14 protein-coding genes and 1 pseudogene are annotated in these 14,447 nt (G+C 55.3%); 4 read left to right on the forward strand and 11 right to left on the reverse strand.

The features are described from left to right. Positions 1–103: 103 nt before the first annotated feature. From ABWH92_RS13490 to ABWH92_RS13535, 10 genes and pseudogenes are all read right to left on the reverse strand, one after another. Positions 104–1,120 carry a Bug family tripartite tricarboxylate transporter substrate binding protein gene (locus ABWH92_RS13490; protein ID WP_375569177.1) on the reverse strand — a complete coding sequence of 339 codons (1,017 nt, stop codon included), beginning with the start codon at positions 1,118–1,120 and terminating at the stop codon, positions 104–106. A gap of 299 nt (positions 1,121–1,419) precedes the next feature. Further along, positions 1,420–2,130 carry a transcriptional repressor LexA gene (gene lexA / locus ABWH92_RS13495; RefSeq protein ID WP_375569179.1) on the reverse strand — a complete coding sequence of 237 codons (711 nt, stop codon included), beginning with the start codon at positions 2,128–2,130 and terminating at the stop codon, positions 1,420–1,422. Between the two features lie 115 nt (positions 2,131–2,245). Then, entirely contained in the window at positions 2,246–2,452 is a 207-nt protein-coding gene (locus tag ABWH92_RS13500) for a hypothetical protein (protein ID WP_375574249.1), read from the reverse strand. Then, positions 2,394–3,437: pseudogene (glp, locus tag ABWH92_RS13505) on the reverse strand (gephyrin-like molybdotransferase Glp); the annotation flags it as partial. The gene ABWH92_RS13500 and the pseudogene glp, both read right to left, overlap by 59 nt. After that, on the reverse strand, positions 3,434–3,919 hold the full coding sequence (gene moaC / locus ABWH92_RS13510) for a cyclic pyranopterin monophosphate synthase MoaC (RefSeq protein ID WP_375569181.1): 486 nt from the start codon (positions 3,917–3,919) through the stop codon (positions 3,434–3,436). The pseudogene glp and the gene moaC, both read right to left, overlap by 4 nt. Further along, positions 3,916–4,707 carry an indole-3-glycerol phosphate synthase TrpC gene (trpC, locus tag ABWH92_RS13515; RefSeq protein WP_375569182.1) on the reverse strand — a complete coding sequence of 264 codons (792 nt, stop codon included), beginning with the start codon at positions 4,705–4,707 and terminating at the stop codon, positions 3,916–3,918. The genes moaC and trpC overlap by 4 nt, the downstream gene beginning before the upstream one ends. A 3-nt stretch (positions 4,708–4,710) precedes the next feature. Further along, the gene (gene trpD, locus ABWH92_RS13520) at positions 4,711–5,745 is read right to left on the reverse strand and encodes an anthranilate phosphoribosyltransferase (RefSeq protein WP_375569184.1); all 1,035 of its coding nucleotides are present in this window, start codon (positions 5,743–5,745) and stop codon (positions 4,711–4,713) included. Next, positions 5,745–6,365 (reverse strand): anthranilate synthase component II, encoded by a 621-nt coding sequence (locus ABWH92_RS13525; RefSeq protein WP_375569186.1) that lies wholly within the window; start codon positions 6,363–6,365, stop codon positions 5,745–5,747. Before ABWH92_RS13525 ends, trpD begins: the two co-directional genes overlap by 1 nt. A gap of 1 nt (position 6,366) precedes the next feature. After that, a complete protein-coding gene (gene trpE, locus ABWH92_RS13530) occupies positions 6,367–7,884 on the reverse strand; it encodes an anthranilate synthase component I (protein WP_375569188.1) in 1,518 nt (505 codons plus the stop codon). A gap of 21 nt (positions 7,885–7,905) precedes the next feature. Next, positions 7,906–9,822, reverse strand: a complete 1,917-nt coding sequence (locus tag ABWH92_RS13535) for a SurA N-terminal domain-containing protein (RefSeq protein WP_375569190.1) — start codon at positions 9,820–9,822, stop codon at positions 7,906–7,908. A 172-nt stretch (positions 9,823–9,994) separates the two neighbouring features. Between ABWH92_RS13535 and tpiA the strand changes: the two genes are divergently transcribed. Both tpiA and secG read left to right on the forward strand, forming a co-directional pair. Further along, positions 9,995–10,777, forward strand: a complete 783-nt coding sequence (gene tpiA / locus ABWH92_RS13540; protein ID WP_375569191.1) for a triose-phosphate isomerase — start codon at positions 9,995–9,997, stop codon at positions 10,775–10,777. 181 nt (positions 10,778–10,958) lie between these two features. Beyond that, positions 10,959–11,330 carry a preprotein translocase subunit SecG gene (secG, locus tag ABWH92_RS13545; protein WP_375569194.1) on the forward strand — a complete coding sequence of 124 codons (372 nt, stop codon included), beginning with the start codon at positions 10,959–10,961 and terminating at the stop codon, positions 11,328–11,330. Positions 11,331–11,474: 144 nt separating this feature from the next. Here secG and ABWH92_RS13550 read toward each other — a convergent pair whose 3' ends face one another. Further along, positions 11,475–11,708, reverse strand: coding sequence for a hypothetical protein (locus ABWH92_RS13550; protein WP_375569196.1), 234 nt, complete (start codon positions 11,706–11,708; stop codon positions 11,475–11,477). Positions 11,709–11,807: 99 nt separating this feature from the next. Between ABWH92_RS13550 and ABWH92_RS13555 the strand changes: the two genes are divergently transcribed. Continuing rightward, on the forward strand, positions 11,808–12,689 hold the full coding sequence (locus ABWH92_RS13555) for a LysR family transcriptional regulator (protein WP_375569197.1): 882 nt from the start codon (positions 11,808–11,810) through the stop codon (positions 12,687–12,689). A 115-nt stretch (positions 12,690–12,804) separates the two neighbouring features. Next, positions 12,805–14,436: a CTP synthase gene (locus tag ABWH92_RS13560; protein WP_375569198.1), complete on the forward strand. Its 1,632-nt coding sequence runs from the start codon at positions 12,805–12,807 to the stop codon at positions 14,434–14,436. Positions 14,437–14,447 lie beyond the last annotated feature (11 nt).

Raw genomic sequence — 14,447 nt, forward strand, 5'->3', positions numbered from 1 at the left:
TTATTGTCGCGGGGGGACGCGGGATGAGACCTCTTCAGGGCCGTCTGCAGTTGCCCATTCTGGCCGCATCACCCGCTAAGGAAACGGCCAGAATGGTTGGTGACTACTCAGCGGGGCAGTCGATGCCGATTTCAGATGGATCGACCACTGCCTCACCGCGCGTGACGCGCGCGCAAGCCTCAGCGATCACGACCGGCATGGCGGCTGCCATGGCATCTTCGCCATAGCTTGGTGCAAAAACAGCACCGCGATCTGAGGCATAAGCCTGGAGTTCTGGTGAGCTCATGATCACATCACGCCAAACCTGATCGACGGTCTCATATACCTCATCGGGTGCACCAACGGGAATGAAGACGCCGAAGTAATCCGCGGCGATGGGCATGTCAGGCAGATATTCTGTGATGGGCGGAATGGGGTCGATGCCCTCAACCATCAAAGGTTGATCGGAAAGCACAGCCAAACCGCGCAAGCGACCAGCACGAATCATCTCGGTTTGTTCGACCGCCAGTTGCGTCGTTGCGATCACTTCGCCAGACGCCGCAGCAATGACAGCAGGGTTGCCTCCGTCATAGGTCACCATGCGCGCATTGAGCTCTTCGCCAGCCGCTTCTTGAATGGCTGCCAAGGCCATGCCGCCAGACGAGTTCACGCCGGCTGTCCCAACCGTCACGCTGTCCATCTTCATAGCATCAAGCAGTTCACCAAAGTCTTGGTAGGGCGAATCCACATTCACAGAGACGACGGGCACGTTGGCGACGTGCAGATAAACGACATAATCCTCAATCGAGGTGTCTTCGATGAGGCCGGTAACAGAGTAGGTTGCGTTGTTCGCAATAGCGTTGGCCGTCCAGGTGTACCCGTCGCGCGGTGCTGCAAGCGCTGCAGCCGTGCCGATCGAACCGGACGCACCTGGTTGGTTGACCACTACAATCTCAGTTCCAAGCGCTTCCTCGAGCAATGGGGCAACCACGCGGGTTACCTGGTCGGTTGATCCACCTGCCGACCATGGCACGATGATGTTGATAGGACGATCGGGCTGCCATTGCGCCATTGCGCTTGTGGTTAGTCCAAGTGTCGCGATGGCCGCGAGGGATGTGCATGCGAATGTGGAGAGCTTCATTGGTCTCTTTCCTCCCTTTGTTACTGACTAGTAGGTAATAAACAAAATTTGGCCCTGTCAATCACGAATTGGCAATTGCGTTCGATATTAATTTATTTTGAAATCAATGGGCTGAATGCTTTTCGGGCGAAGTGTGAAGACTGCTTGCTCGTTTTCGCAAGCGCAACATAGCGTGGTGCAGTGCAGGAAATTGTGCGTGGATGCGAAAATAACTCGGAGTGAGTCAAACGGCTTCAACACACAAAAAAGCTCGACGTGTGAACGCCGAGCTTTGAAAAAGCTTTGACCATACGGATTGGTCAGTAACGTCGGAAAAGCGCGACCAACTTGCCCTGGATTTTCACGCGATCTGGGCCAAAGATTCGTGTTTCGTAGGTTGGGTTGGCCGCTTCGAGAGCCACTGACCCGCCACGCTTGCGCAAACGCTTCAGTGTGGCTTCTTCATCGTCAACCAAAGCCACGATAATTTCACCATTATCAGCGCTTTCGGAGCGTTTTATAAGCACGGTATCGCCATCAAAGATACCGGCTTCAATCATCGAGTCACCGCGCACTTCCAACGCGAAATGCTCACCACCAGCAATCAGTTCAGCTGGCACAGACACTGAATGGCTTTCCTGTTGGATGGCGGATATTGGCGTACCTGCAGCAATGCGACCCATGACCGGTACCGTGACAACGTCGCCCAGTGCCGCCACATCAGGCATTGATGGAGTGGGTTTCTCTCTCCCACCGGACCCTTCAATAACGCTCGGCACGAAGCCGCCTTCACGACCGCCCAAACGCGGATTGTGGGAGTCTGGAAGCCGTACAACTTCCATCGCGCGCGCCCGGTTTGGAAGTCGGCGAATAAAACCTCGTTCTTCCAAAGCAGTGATGAGGCGATGAATGCCTGACTTTGACTTCAGGTCCAGCGCATCTTTCATTTCATCAAAAGAAGGAGGGACGCCTGATTCACGCAGTCGCTCGTGGATGAACATCAAAAGTTCATGCTGCTTGGGTGTCAGCACGGCATTTCCCCCGCTTCAAATGGCTCAAGTTGTTTGCGCGCGGCGCATCCAACTCATTGGAACACAAGATGAACAGTTTGTACCTGTTCTTGATGTGTTCTTCAAGGGGTTGGCCTTATTTTGGCAAAGGAAGTGTTGCGCAAGGCGTGCCAGCGCGAGCCGCTTCGGCATGTGCTGGCCGATAGATCAAAGCATCGGCATTGCCGAGCAGGCGCAGGAGCGAGGAGTTCTTGGCTTGATACCGGTACCAGATCGCCTTCTGTATTCTCGACGGCCCGCATGAAGTGCGCGCGTGGCCCGTTGACAGGCAAGTCTTCTCCAAGGTTTGCCGTTTCTAGAGCCAGGAATGGTTGAGGATTGCGGCCCGCTAGCCGATCAAGAAGCGGACGCAGAAAGATGATGGCGCTCACCATTGAAGAGACGGGGTTGCCCGGTAGACCGAGCACCGTTTTCTCATTTTTTCTCCCAAACAGTGTCGGTTTACCTGGTCGTAGCGCCACCTTTGGGATGTCCAACGTATAGCCTTGGGCTTCAAGGGCAGGGCGGATGAGATCATAGTCACCGACAGAAGCACCGCCGATTGTGACCAACGTGTCGGCCTCACAGCCAGCGATGTAAGCCTCCAAACCATCTTGATCGTCACGAATGAGTGCTAGGTCATGCAGCTTGGCACCGTAGCGCTGTATCAGCGTGGCCAGCCCGAAGCCATTGGATGCGATGATGGCATCTTTGGGCGCTTCTGGATTTGGCCAAGCAAGCTCATCTCCGTTCATCATCACAGCCACCTTGGGCTGAGGATGAACCACCAACTCTCGATGATTGCCGGAGGCAGCGAGTGCTAAATGTTGCGGCGTCAGTTTCGTGCCTTTGGCAATCAAAACATCGCCTTGGCGAAAATCTCCACCTGCTGAACGTACATTCGCGCCCTTACCTGGGTTTTCAGCGACGGTAACAGCATTGCCATTTCGAATGGCATCTTCCTGGATAAGGACATGGCTCGCGCCGTTGGGTATTGGTGCGCCGGTGAAGATGCGCACAGCTTCACCCTTGCCAATCGTCCCATTGAACATCGCGCCAGCTGGCACTTCGCCAACCACCTGAAGATGTTCCCCGGCCAATGGCGTGGACGCTATTGCATAACCATCCATGGCAGAGACGGCGAAGGGAGGTTTAGTTCGCGTGGCAACGCAGTCTTCTGCAAGCACACAGCCGTCGGTTTCCAGAAGAGGCAAGGCGCACGGCGCCAGTGGTTCAACCGACCTAATCATGAGCTCAAGCGCAGCCTCCAGGGGCACCATCTCGCTCATTGGTCGTCCAGGCTCCAGTCGCCCGATGCGCCTCCAGCTTTCGACGTCACTTTGATGTCGGTCATCTCCATGTGCCGGTCGATAGCCTTGGCCATGTCGTACAGCGTTAGAAGCGTAACACTGCAGGCGGTCAGTGCCTCCATTTCAACACCGGTCTTCCCGCTTGTGCGGACCGATGTTGCAACGTTTAAACCTTTGCCATCGTCACGCTCATTGATCGCCACCTGCACATCATTCAAAACCAGAGGGTGGCATAGCGGAATAAGGTCGTGTGTGCGCTTGGCGGCCATAACACCAGCGATACGTGCCGTGGCCAGCACGTCTCCTTTTTTTAAGCGATTGTCGCGGATGGCGGCGAGTGTTTTCGCTTGCATCAAAATGGCGCCAGATGCGCCGGCTGTTCGAGCCGTTACAGGCTTGTCGCTGACATCCACCATAGATGCTTTGCCAGCTTGATCTGTGTGAGTCAGCTGATCTTTCATGCAGCCAACAAATCACGCGTTGCTGCTTCCACGTCAGCTTGGCGCATCAGACTCTCGCCGATAAGGAACGTGGTAATGTTTGATGCTGCCATGCGATCCAAGTCAGCGCGGGTGAAAAGTCCAGATTCGCCCACCAACAATCGATCATTGGGAACGTTTTTGGCTAGCTCTTCGCTTGTCTCTAGCTTGGTCTCGAATGTTCGCAGGTTGCGGTTGTTGATTCCAAGGAGTGGGGCATCCAGCGCCAGCGCGCGTTCCAATTCATCCGCGTCATGCACTTCGACCAGAGCATCCATGCCATGGTGTGTGGCGGATGCGAGCAAATCAGCCGCCAGTGCATCATCAACTGCTGCCATGATGATCAAAATGCAATCGGCGCCCCAGGCGCGCGCTTCGGCGACTTGATAGGTGTCGTAGAGAAAGTCTTTTCGCAGAACGGGCAAGGAAACGGCATCGCGTGCAGCGATCATGAAATCAGGGTGGCCTTGAAAGGAAGGCGCATCTGTTAGCACCGACAAGCACGCTGCTCCACCTGCAGCGTAGGCCTGAGCATGAGCAGGCGGATCGAAAGCCTCACGGATCAGCCCCTTGCTGGGGGATGCTTTTTTGATCTCAGCAATCAGACCATAGGTGCCTGCCGCCTTTTTGGTGCGAAGAGCGGATAGAAAGCCGCGCGGCGCGCTTTGTGTTTTTGCTGTCTCTTCGAGGTGCGAAAGCGAAACGGCCAGTTTGGCGGCCGCGACTTCCTCACGCTTGTAGGCTTCGATCTTGTCCAGGATATCGACCACAGCTCACGCAGCCTCGTTAGATGTTGTGACGAGCTTGTCCAGTGTCGCCGACGCTTGGCCGGATGATAGTGCGTCGCGAGCCTTGAGAAGGCCCTTGTCCAACGTGGTTGCTGCGCCGGCGACACACAAAGCGGCGGCGGCGTTCATCTCAACAATATCGGCATAGGCATTCTGCTCACCTGCTAGAACATCACGCAGTGCCTTGGCATTGTGAGTGGCATCGCCGCCAACGAGTTCGCGTTCATCGACGAGGTCAATGCCGTGGTCGCGCGGGTCAATTGCAGCGAGGCTGACTTCGCCTTCCTCCAACTTGGCCAAATGCGTGATGCCTGTCGTTGTGATTTCGTCCATGCCATCAATACCATAGACCACCCACGCTGTTTCCGACCCCAGTGCTTTAAGGGTTTCAGCGATGGGCACGAGCCAGCGCTCATCATAGACGCCAATCAACTGACGTTTCGCGCCTGCGGGGTTGGAGAGTGGGCCGATGAGGTTGAAAATCGTGCGCTGCCCGAGTTCAGTGCGGGTCGGTCCGACATGCTTCATGGCTGAATGATGCATGGGGGCGAACATGAATCCGATGCCAACTTTTTCGATACAGGTGGCAATTTGCTCTGGCCCGATGTCGATGTTGACGCCAAGTGCTTTGAGTACGTCGGCTGCGCCGGACTGGGAAGAAACAGCGCGATTGCCATGCTTGGCGACCGGAACACCGCACGCGGCAACAGTGAGCGCGGTTGCGGTTGACACATTGTAACTGCCTTTGCCGTCGCCCCCGGTTCCAACAATATCCATTGCTTCAACAGCCAACCGCTCGGGTAAGTCTACTGGCGTCATCTTTGAGCGCATGACCGAAACAGCGCCCACCAGCTCATCAATGGATTCGCCACGCACTTTAAGTGCGATAAGAAACGCGGCAATTTGAGCGTTGGTTAGATCACCGGACATGATGTGCTCGAAGGCAGTCTCTGCCTCGCTACGGGTCAAACCATCGCCAGAGCAGACTTTGGTCAGAAGCGGTTTGATTGCGTCAGACATCACTGGCCCTGCTGCTGATCGTTGAAACGTGTGGCTATCGCCACAAAGTTGGCGAGAATGCGCTCACCATGCTGCGAAGCAATGCTCTCGGGGTGAAACTGTACGCCGTGGACCGGATCATTGCGATGGGAGAGGCCCATGATCTCTCCTTCATCTGTGCGTGCAGTGATCACCATGTCGGTGGGTAGTGATGTGGTTTCTACGGCGAGCGAATGATACCGCGTGGCTTCGAAAGGGCCGTTGATACCCGCAAACAATGGCGCTTCGATAGCCGGTGTCACTGTCGATACTTTACCGTGCATCAGTTGAGCTGCGCCGATGACTTTGCCACCATAGGCCTGGCCCATCGACTGCATGCCAAGACAAACCCCAAAAATCGGAGTGGATGCGCCCAGGTGATCAATGAGATCGAGACAAATACCTGCATCATTAGGTGTGCAGGGACCCGGTGAGAGAACAATGCCGGCAAGCTCGCCTGATGCGCGGCGTTTGGCAACATCCTCGACGGAGATGGCATCATTGCGCACAACATCCATTGCCACACCCGTGGCGCCCAAACAGTGCACCAGATTGTAAGTGAAGCTGTCATAGTTATCGATGACGAGATAGGTGTCTGCCACGTCATTGCCCCCGCTGTGAGGTGGCCGCAAAGCGCACAGCTTCTTCAGCTGCGCGGAAAAGCGCGCGGGCTTTGTTTTCGCATTCTGCCTGTTCTGAATCAGGGTCGCTGTCTGCCACGATGCCGGCTCCCGCCTGCACATACATCACGCCATCTTTGACGATCGCGGTGCGCAGCACAATGCACGTGTCAAGCGAGCCGTTGGCATCGAAATAGCCAACACAACCTGCATAAATCCCCCGCTTGTCCTTCTCCAACTCGTCAATGATTTCCATCGCCCGTACTTTTGGCGCTCCGGACACTGTTCCGGCAGGAAAACCAGCGCCCAAAGCATCGAGAGCGTCGTAGCGATCACTATCAAGCTCGCCGATCACGTTGGAAACGATGTGCATGACGTGCGAATAGCGCTCGATGAAGTACTGATCGGTAACCTTCACGGTGCCCAGCTTTGAAACACGACCGACATCGTTGCGGCCGAGGTCGAGCAGCATCAAATGCTCAGCGCGCTCTTTTGGGTCGGCGAGAAGCTCGTCTGCCAATGCCTGGTCTTCAGCGGGTGTATCTCCACGTTTGCGCGTGCCAGCAATGGGACGAATGGTAACCTCACCATCACGTACGCGCACCAGTATTTCTGGGCTTGAGCCGACAATCGTGAAGCCATCAAAAGAGAGATAATACAGGAATGGTGCGGGATTGGTGCGCCGCAGAGCACGGTAGAGCGCAAAGTCGGGTAGAGGAAATGGCGTTTCGAAACGCTGGGACAGAACAACTTGGAAGATATCGCCTGCGGTGATGTACTCTTTGGCACGCGCGACCATCGCCTTGTACTCGTCCGGCGATGTGTTCGACATCATCGTCGGCATTGGCACATCGATGGGTGCCGCGCTCTGTCCAAGCGGAGTTTCGAGCTTGTCCACCGCGGCTGTTAAACGGTCCAAAGCACGCGCATAGGCTTGGTCGGCGTTCTGCTCTGGCGTTGGTCGAACGGGTGTTACCACCGTGATTTCATCACGCACCGCATCGAAGACCACGATGATGGTGGGGCGCATCAACAAAATGTCGGGCGTGCCGAGGCGATCTGGATTCTGGTCCGGGAGCTTTTCGATCAACCGAACCGTGTCGTAGCCTAGATAGCCGAACACACCTGCTGACATTGGCGGTAGATCATCTGGCAGGTCTATGCGGCTTTGCTCAATCAACGTGCGCAGAGCATCAAGTGCCGAGGCATCAAGCTCTTCAAAAGGTGCCGTCACACCGTCAATGCTGACACTGGCTTGGGCTGCGCGGTCGCCATCAGCGCGGAACAACAAATCAGGTGCCAGACCAATCATCGAGTAGCGCCCACGGACCGCACCACCCTCGACCGACTCCAGCAAGAATGCGTTTTTGGACGTGCCTGATAACTTGAGCATCGCCGAGACCGGCGTTTCAAGGTCTGCGACGAGCCGTGTGTAGACGACTTGAGCGGTTCCGGCGTTGTAGCGCTCGGCAAAAGCGTCGGAGAAGGGCAGAACCTGCATGTTTTTGGTACCCTATGCGCCCTACATGCCGCTATGGCTTCCGCCACCGGTCAATTCTGCCACCAGTGCCTGGTTGACGCGTACGCCGAGAGAGTTCTGCAGCGCCTGGACGTATTGGGTGAGCACCGTGTCCTCAAGTGCAGGTGCCAGCTGCTCTGCCAGCTCTTGCACGTCAGCGGCCGTTTCAAAGAAGGCTGGGCGGGTGACGTCATCAACCACGAAGACAAGGCGGGTCGTTGTTTCTCCGTCAGCATTTGGCGGACCCTCAACATCACCAAAATGGGCTTCACCACCTTCAAAAGCGGCGACGGTTGCGGGGCCACCCATCTCATCAGGTGCCTCGCCACGCGTAAACGGCTCGGTGATGGTGACCGGTAAATCCAGCGCTATGGAAAGTGTTTGTAGTGAGCGACCACGCTCTAACTCGCTGACAAGTTCACCTGCGCGCTCGCGCAGCATTTCATCAAGCTGTTGGTCTTCCCAATCGCTTTGAACACGATCTTGTGCCTCTTCGAATGTGAGGTCGCGCGCCTCCTCGACGCCTGTCACTTCAAACCAGACGAATCCCCCGCCGGTTGTATCGAGCGCATCGTTCTCCAGGCCGACGTCGCTTTCAAATGTGTCTGCGATCAGCGAGTTTGTTTCTGGCAGATCAACGGGTTCGTCATCACGGCCAAAACCGTTGGCATCAAGTGCGTCAACAGTGACCAGTTCAAGGTCAAACCGCGGAGCGATTTGATCCAGAGGGTCTCCACCGGCGCGGGCATCTTCGATGGCATCAAACAGCGAGAAGATTTCATCGCGCGCGGCTGCGTTTGCAAGTTCCTGGCGCAAACGATCTTCAACGTCTTCAAGCGGGGTGACGCTGTCTTCAATCACCTCATTCACCACCATGATGATACTGCCGAAGCGACCGTCAACGACACCCGTTGGCCCGGCAGCATCCAGTGAGAACGCGGCATCGCCAGCAGCTTGATCCAAGATCGCTGTTCGCTGGACAGCGCCAAGCTCTGTTGCGGTAAAATCAAAACTCTCATCGGCCTGGAGGTCCGCAACTGCTTCGCCAGCTTCAAGGCGCGCTTGCGCTTCATTTGCCTGGGCTGAATCCTGGAAAAGGAGCTGTGTGATATCGCGTTCACCCGCGCTTGTGAGTTCTTCGCGTTCAGCTTCATAGGCGGCCTGAACATCGGTGGCGCTTACTGCTGAAGGGTCGGCGAGATCTGTCTCAGAGAGTGCCATATAAACAATGCTGCGATACTCCGGCGCGCGATAGTCCCCGGTGCGGTCGTTGAAGAAGGCTCTCAGATCTTCTTCGGTCGCGGCTGGACGGTCCCCGAGGGAGGTGTCATCAAGAGTCAAAAATGAAACAACGCGCAGTTCGTTTGCGTAGGTGTTGGCAACTTCAAGCATTGCATCGGCGGGTTGCATGCCGCCGACGAGACCTTGAGCGAGCTGTTGACGGGCAGCGAACGAGCGCGTGTCTGCGACAAAATCGTCTTCTGTGATGCCATATGAGCGCAGAACTTGTTGGAAAAACTGGCGATTGAAACCGCCGGTCTGAAGAAAAATAGGATCGTTGGCGATGCGCTCGGCCAGACGGTAATCGGACACACCGATGTTGAGGCGGTCTGCTTCGGAGTCCAGCGCTGCCTCAGAAGCCAATTGACCAAGAAGTTGGCGATCCAGCCCAAACAAGCTTGCTTGCTCAAGTGTTAAGTTGGTGCCGAGTTGTTGGCTGAGCCTGTTCAGTTGCCGCTGCAATGCAATCTGGAAGGTCTCAGCACTGATCTCTAAATCTCCAACCGCCAGCACAGTGCGTTGGCCGATATTGCCGATGAAGCCGCCAAAGCCGAGGCCCGCGACCACGGCAATGGACACAATAATGAGGAAGACTTTGGCAAGGGTGGTGCTTGCGCCCCGTCGTAAGGCTGTCAGCATTTGTTTTAAGCTTTTGTTTTTGTTAGAAAATAACGCAAATCGCGTGGTTGGTCGCGACTATAGTCAGCCGTTTGGGGCGGTGCAAGCGGAACCGGACGAGCTTTTGCGGCTTTGATTGATGGCGGTAAACCTGCTAGCAGGCCGCCAACTTCATCAATCACTTGGAACGGTTATGCCAACTGACGGTATTCGTCCGCTCGTTGCGGGCAATTGGAAAATGAACGGGTTGCGACGCAGCGTTGACACGATCGAGGCCCTCAAAAGCCACGCGCAAGAGGGCGTGCTTGAGCGCATTGATATGTTGGTTTGTCCTCCAGCTACTCTTGTTGCTTTGGCCGTGAAAACCATGGACACGGTCCCCATCCATATTGGTGGCCAAACGTGTCACCCAGCCGAAAATGGTGCGCACACCGGTGATATCGCTCCGGAAATGCTGCTGGACGTTGGTGCCAGCTATGTTTTGACAGGTCATTCTGAGCGACGCACTGACCATGGTGAAACAGATGAAGTTGTCCATGCCCAAACTCTTGGTGCATGGCGTGCTGGTCTTTGCGCAATTGTCTGTGTGGGTGAAACCAAAGATGAGCGTGAGGCTGGCAATGAAGTTTCAGTTGTCGCCGGACAGATTGCGGGATCAGTCCCTGATGGGGCAACGGCAGAGAACACGGTTGTTGCTTATGAACCTGTTTGGGCCATCGGCACAGGTTTGACACCCACGGTCGATGATATCGCCGCGATGCATGATGCAATCCGTGCTGAACTTACCAACCGTTTCGGAGACGAAGGCGCCAAGATGCGCATTCTGTACGGGGGATCGGTGAAACCGGGCAACGCAGCCGACGTGTTGGCGCCAAACAATGTTGATGGAGCCTTGGTTGGAGGTGCCAGCCTCAGCGCGTCCGACTTTATGGGTATCGCTGATGCTGTGGCCGGTATGATGAAGGCCGAGGGTTAGCCGCTTGCTTCACCTAGAAGAGGACTTTGCACGAGGCTCAGTCTTGGTGTATGGCAACGCCAACGTTGCACTTTTATCTACGTGATTAGCGCAACCCTCTTGATCCAAGCACAGCTGGACATCACTTGAGCTGCTTCATTGTCGGCGCCATCTGGCTTTTTGCTGGAAAAATGGAATTGGTATGGAAACCTTAGAAACTGTCTTGATTGTTGTTCATCTTCTGGTGGTTGTTGCACTGGTTGCTGTCGTGCTTCTCCAACGCTCTGAAGGCGGAGCTTTGGGGATCGGTGGCGGCGGTGGCGGCAACTTTATGTCCAGTCGCGGTCGGGCGAATGTGCTGACCCGTGCCACGGCATTTTTGGCGCTTGGCTTTTTTATCACATCAATCTCATTGACGGTGCTTGCTCAGACAGGTGCTGGGCCGTCCTCGATTCTCGACAGCATTCCTGACGCTCAACCGTCGGAGGATGGTTCGACATTGCTTGAGCAGATCGGCGGCGAAGTTCCAGCGGTCGATACACCTGATGAGCCGCAGATACCGACAACCCAGTAAAGCTGTTCCTAGACAAACAAAAAAGCTGCGCGTGACCCCGTCACGCGCAGCTTTTTTGTTTGTGTCGGTGGTGGCAGATCGCTCAGCGGCGAAAGACGGGTTTCATACCTGAAGGATGCGCTTCGTGTCGGGAAGGCTTATCCGTCAAGGGCAAGATGGTTTGGCCGCCAGGTCTTGGGCGAATGCCTTTGTCTGTGCCGTGTCTTTGGCAAGATTGCTGAGCGCACGCTTGCGATTGGCGGTGCTCCACCGGGCGGCAAGCTCGACTAGGGGCAGGAAACCAGCCCATTCAGGGCTGTCCAGCACATCTTTGTCGACATGGTTGTGGTTTTTCGGGGCTTCAACAATGTGGGTTGCAAGAACAGAGTACTCGAACATTGGGCTGCATCCTTTTCGAGGGGAGTTGGCAGGATACTCGGAAGCTAAGAGTGGATGGGCCGTCTTGGTAGAGGACGTTTTGAAAGGGTATTTTCAAAGATGAAAGACGCGTTGGATTGGGATGATCTGCGGCTTTTCTACAAAGTGGCCAGCCTAGGCAGCTTGGCAGCTGCATCTGCCCATACCGGGATCAGTTCACCGACAATCGGGCGCCGCATGCATGACCTTGAGAGGGTGTTGCAACGAGAGCTCTTCATCCGTCGCCAGACTGGTTACGTTTTGGCGCCAGATGGTAAGGCATTGTTCGACCGTGTTTTGATGATGCGCGATGGAGCTAAAAGCGTCGAGGACTGGCGATTGGAAGCAGTTCCTTTGCCTGGCGTTGATATCTCGCTCGATCATTGGATGGCATGCTTTTTCACGGCAAATTTGACATCCCTTTGGACGCCGCAGGATCCCTTCCAACTGTGTATCGAAGCCAATGGCGGCCTCGCTGATATCTGGCATCGCCGTGTTTCCATTACGGTGTCTGACAAACGTCCACAAAGCGGGAATGTTGCGGTGCGTAGCGCTCCCTCGGTGGCTTATGCGGTGTATTGCGCTGGCGATTTTGACGACGCCAACAATGAAAACTGGGTGTCTATTGGTCGTGGTGAACTGGACACCCCTTGGGCCAATTGGGCTTCTAGCAAGCCCGGCGCCTGGATCACTTCTTGGACGTATAGTCCGAGTGTTCTACGCGATATGGTTCGAGCTGGTGCCGGGCGAGCGGTCTTGCCGTGTTACATTGGCGACACAGACCCGAAGCTGAAGCGTTTGGGCGGCGTCATCGACGAACTAACCCATACCGCATGGATCGTTTTGCACGACGATGATCGCAAGCGCTCTGAAGTGAGGTTGTTTGTGGATCGTATGGTTGAACTGTTCAGCCGCAACGCTGCGCTTTTTGCTGGCAGTTCACCTCATGTGGGGAACTCCTAGACACTGGGCAGCAAGGATAGTTTTTGGGGACAAACTGTTTGCATGGCTGTCATGCATGAACGTCCACAGATCAGCGCTTGTGAGGCCAAGGCGGTTCAGTTACTAGGTGAGTCCCATGGCGCGATATATTTTCATCACAGGCGGCGTGGTTTCCTCCCTCGGTAAAGGCATCGCAGCGGCAGCTTTAGGCGCGCTGTTGCAGGCTCGTGGGTACAAGGTCCGCATCCGCAAACTCGACCCTTATCTTAATGTTGACCCCGGTACGATGTCGCCGACTCAGCACGGCGAGGTGTTCGTTACAGACGACGGCGCGGAAACAGATCTCGACCTTGGGCATTATGAACGGTTCACAGGCCGTTCAGCCAATCAGCGGGACAACATCACCACCGGCAAAATCTATCAAGATATCATCGCCAAAGAGCGCCGAGGGGACTATCTGGGTGCCACGGTTCAGGTCATCCCGCATGTGACCGATACGATCAAAGCCTTCGTATTGGACGGCAACGAGGATTACGACTTTGTGATCTGTGAGATTGGCGGCACGGTTGGTGATATCGAAGGTTTGCCGTTCTTTGAGGCGATCCGCCAACTTGGCAACCAGCTTCCACGTGGCGATGCGATCTATATGCATCTGACGTTGATGCCTTACATCCCAAGCGCTGGTGAGCTGAAAACCAAACCGACCCAGCACTCGGTCAAAGAGCTACGTTCTATCGGTATCCAGCCAGATATTCTCATGGTGCGCTGTGATCGCCCAATTCCACCTGGGGAACGGCGAAAGCTCTCCTTGTTCTGCAATGTGCGCGAAGAGAGTGTGATTCCAGCTCTTGATGTTCCTCACATCTATGATGTGCCCTTGGCGTATCATGACGAGGGATTGGATGATGAAGTTCTGGCCGCTTTTGGAATCACAGGTGCGCCGGCACCAGACCTTGAGCGCTGGCAAGACATTTCCAGTCGTGTGAAGAACACCGACGGTACCGTAAAAATCGCCGTTGTTGGCAAGTACACCGACCTGAAAGATGCCTACAAATCGCTCATTGAAGCCCTGACGCACGGCGGCATCGCCAACAAGGTGAAGGTCGAGATCGAATGGCTGGAAGCTGAGATTTTTGAAAGCGAAGATCCCAGTCCTTATTTAGAAGGTGTACACGGTATTCTTGTGCCTGGTGGGTTTGGCAAACGTGGCGCTGAGGGCAAGATTGCTGCCGCTAGTTTCGCTCGCACCCGTCAGGTGCCGTACTTTGGCATATGTTACGGTATGCAGATGGCGGTGCTTGATGCAGCGCGCAATCTTGCTGGTGTAACCGATGCGCGTTCCAGCGAATTTGAGAATTCAGAAGGCCCAATCGTGGTCGGTTTGATGACCGAATGGCTGAAGGGGAATGCGCTTGAAAAACGTGCTGCAGAAGGTGATCTTGGCGGTACGATGCGTTTGGGCGCCTATCATGCGCACCTTTCTGACGGCACCAAGATCGCCGATATTTATGGCAACACAGATATCTCTGAGCGCCATCGTCACCGTTACGAGGTGAACATCGATTATCGTGAGACACTGGAGAAAGCTGGCCTGGTGGTTTCTGGTTTGTCGCCAGATGGCGTGCTTCCCGAAACCATAGAGTATCCTGATCATCCCTGGTTCATTGGCGTCCAATACCACCCAGAGCTGAAATCGCGCCCCTTTGAACCGCATCCGCTGTTTGCCTCGTTCATCGAAGCGGCTATTGAACAGAGCAGGCTCGTTTAAAGCCTTTCTTC

It is taken from the genome of Ahrensia marina (genome assembly GCF_042140245.1).
Taxonomy (GTDB): Bacteria; Pseudomonadota; Alphaproteobacteria; order Rhizobiales; family MH13; genus MH13.

Bases quoted from the DNA above. Each gene is read 5' to 3' on its own strand.
- ABWH92_RS13490 (WP_375569177.1), bottom strand. From the start codon at position 1,120: ATGAAGCTCTCCACATTCGCATGCACATCCCTCGCGGCCATCGCGACA.
- moaC (WP_375569181.1), bottom strand. From the start codon at position 3,919: ATGAAAGATCAGCTGACTCACACAGATCAAGCTGGCAAAGCATCTATG.
- trpD (WP_375569184.1), bottom strand. From the start codon at position 5,745: ATGTCTGACGCAATCAAACCGCTTCTGACCAAAGTCTGCTCTGGCGAT.
- trpE (WP_375569188.1), bottom strand. From the start codon at position 7,884: ATGCAGGTTCTGCCCTTCTCCGACGCTTTTGCCGAGCGCTACAACGCC.
- ABWH92_RS13535 (WP_375569190.1), bottom strand. From the start codon at position 9,822: ATGCTGACAGCCTTACGACGGGGCGCAAGCACCACCCTTGCCAAAGTC.
- tpiA (WP_375569191.1), top strand. From the start codon at position 9,995: ATGCCAACTGACGGTATTCGTCCGCTCGTTGCGGGCAATTGGAAAATG.
- secG (WP_375569194.1), top strand. From the start codon at position 10,959: ATGGAAACCTTAGAAACTGTCTTGATTGTTGTTCATCTTCTGGTGGTT.
- ABWH92_RS13550 (WP_375569196.1), bottom strand. From the start codon at position 11,708: ATGTTCGAGTACTCTGTTCTTGCAACCCACATTGTTGAAGCCCCGAAA.
- ABWH92_RS13555 (WP_375569197.1), top strand. From the start codon at position 11,808: ATGAAAGACGCGTTGGATTGGGATGATCTGCGGCTTTTCTACAAAGTG.
- ABWH92_RS13560 (WP_375569198.1), top strand. From the start codon at position 12,805: ATGGCGCGATATATTTTCATCACAGGCGGCGTGGTTTCCTCCCTCGGT.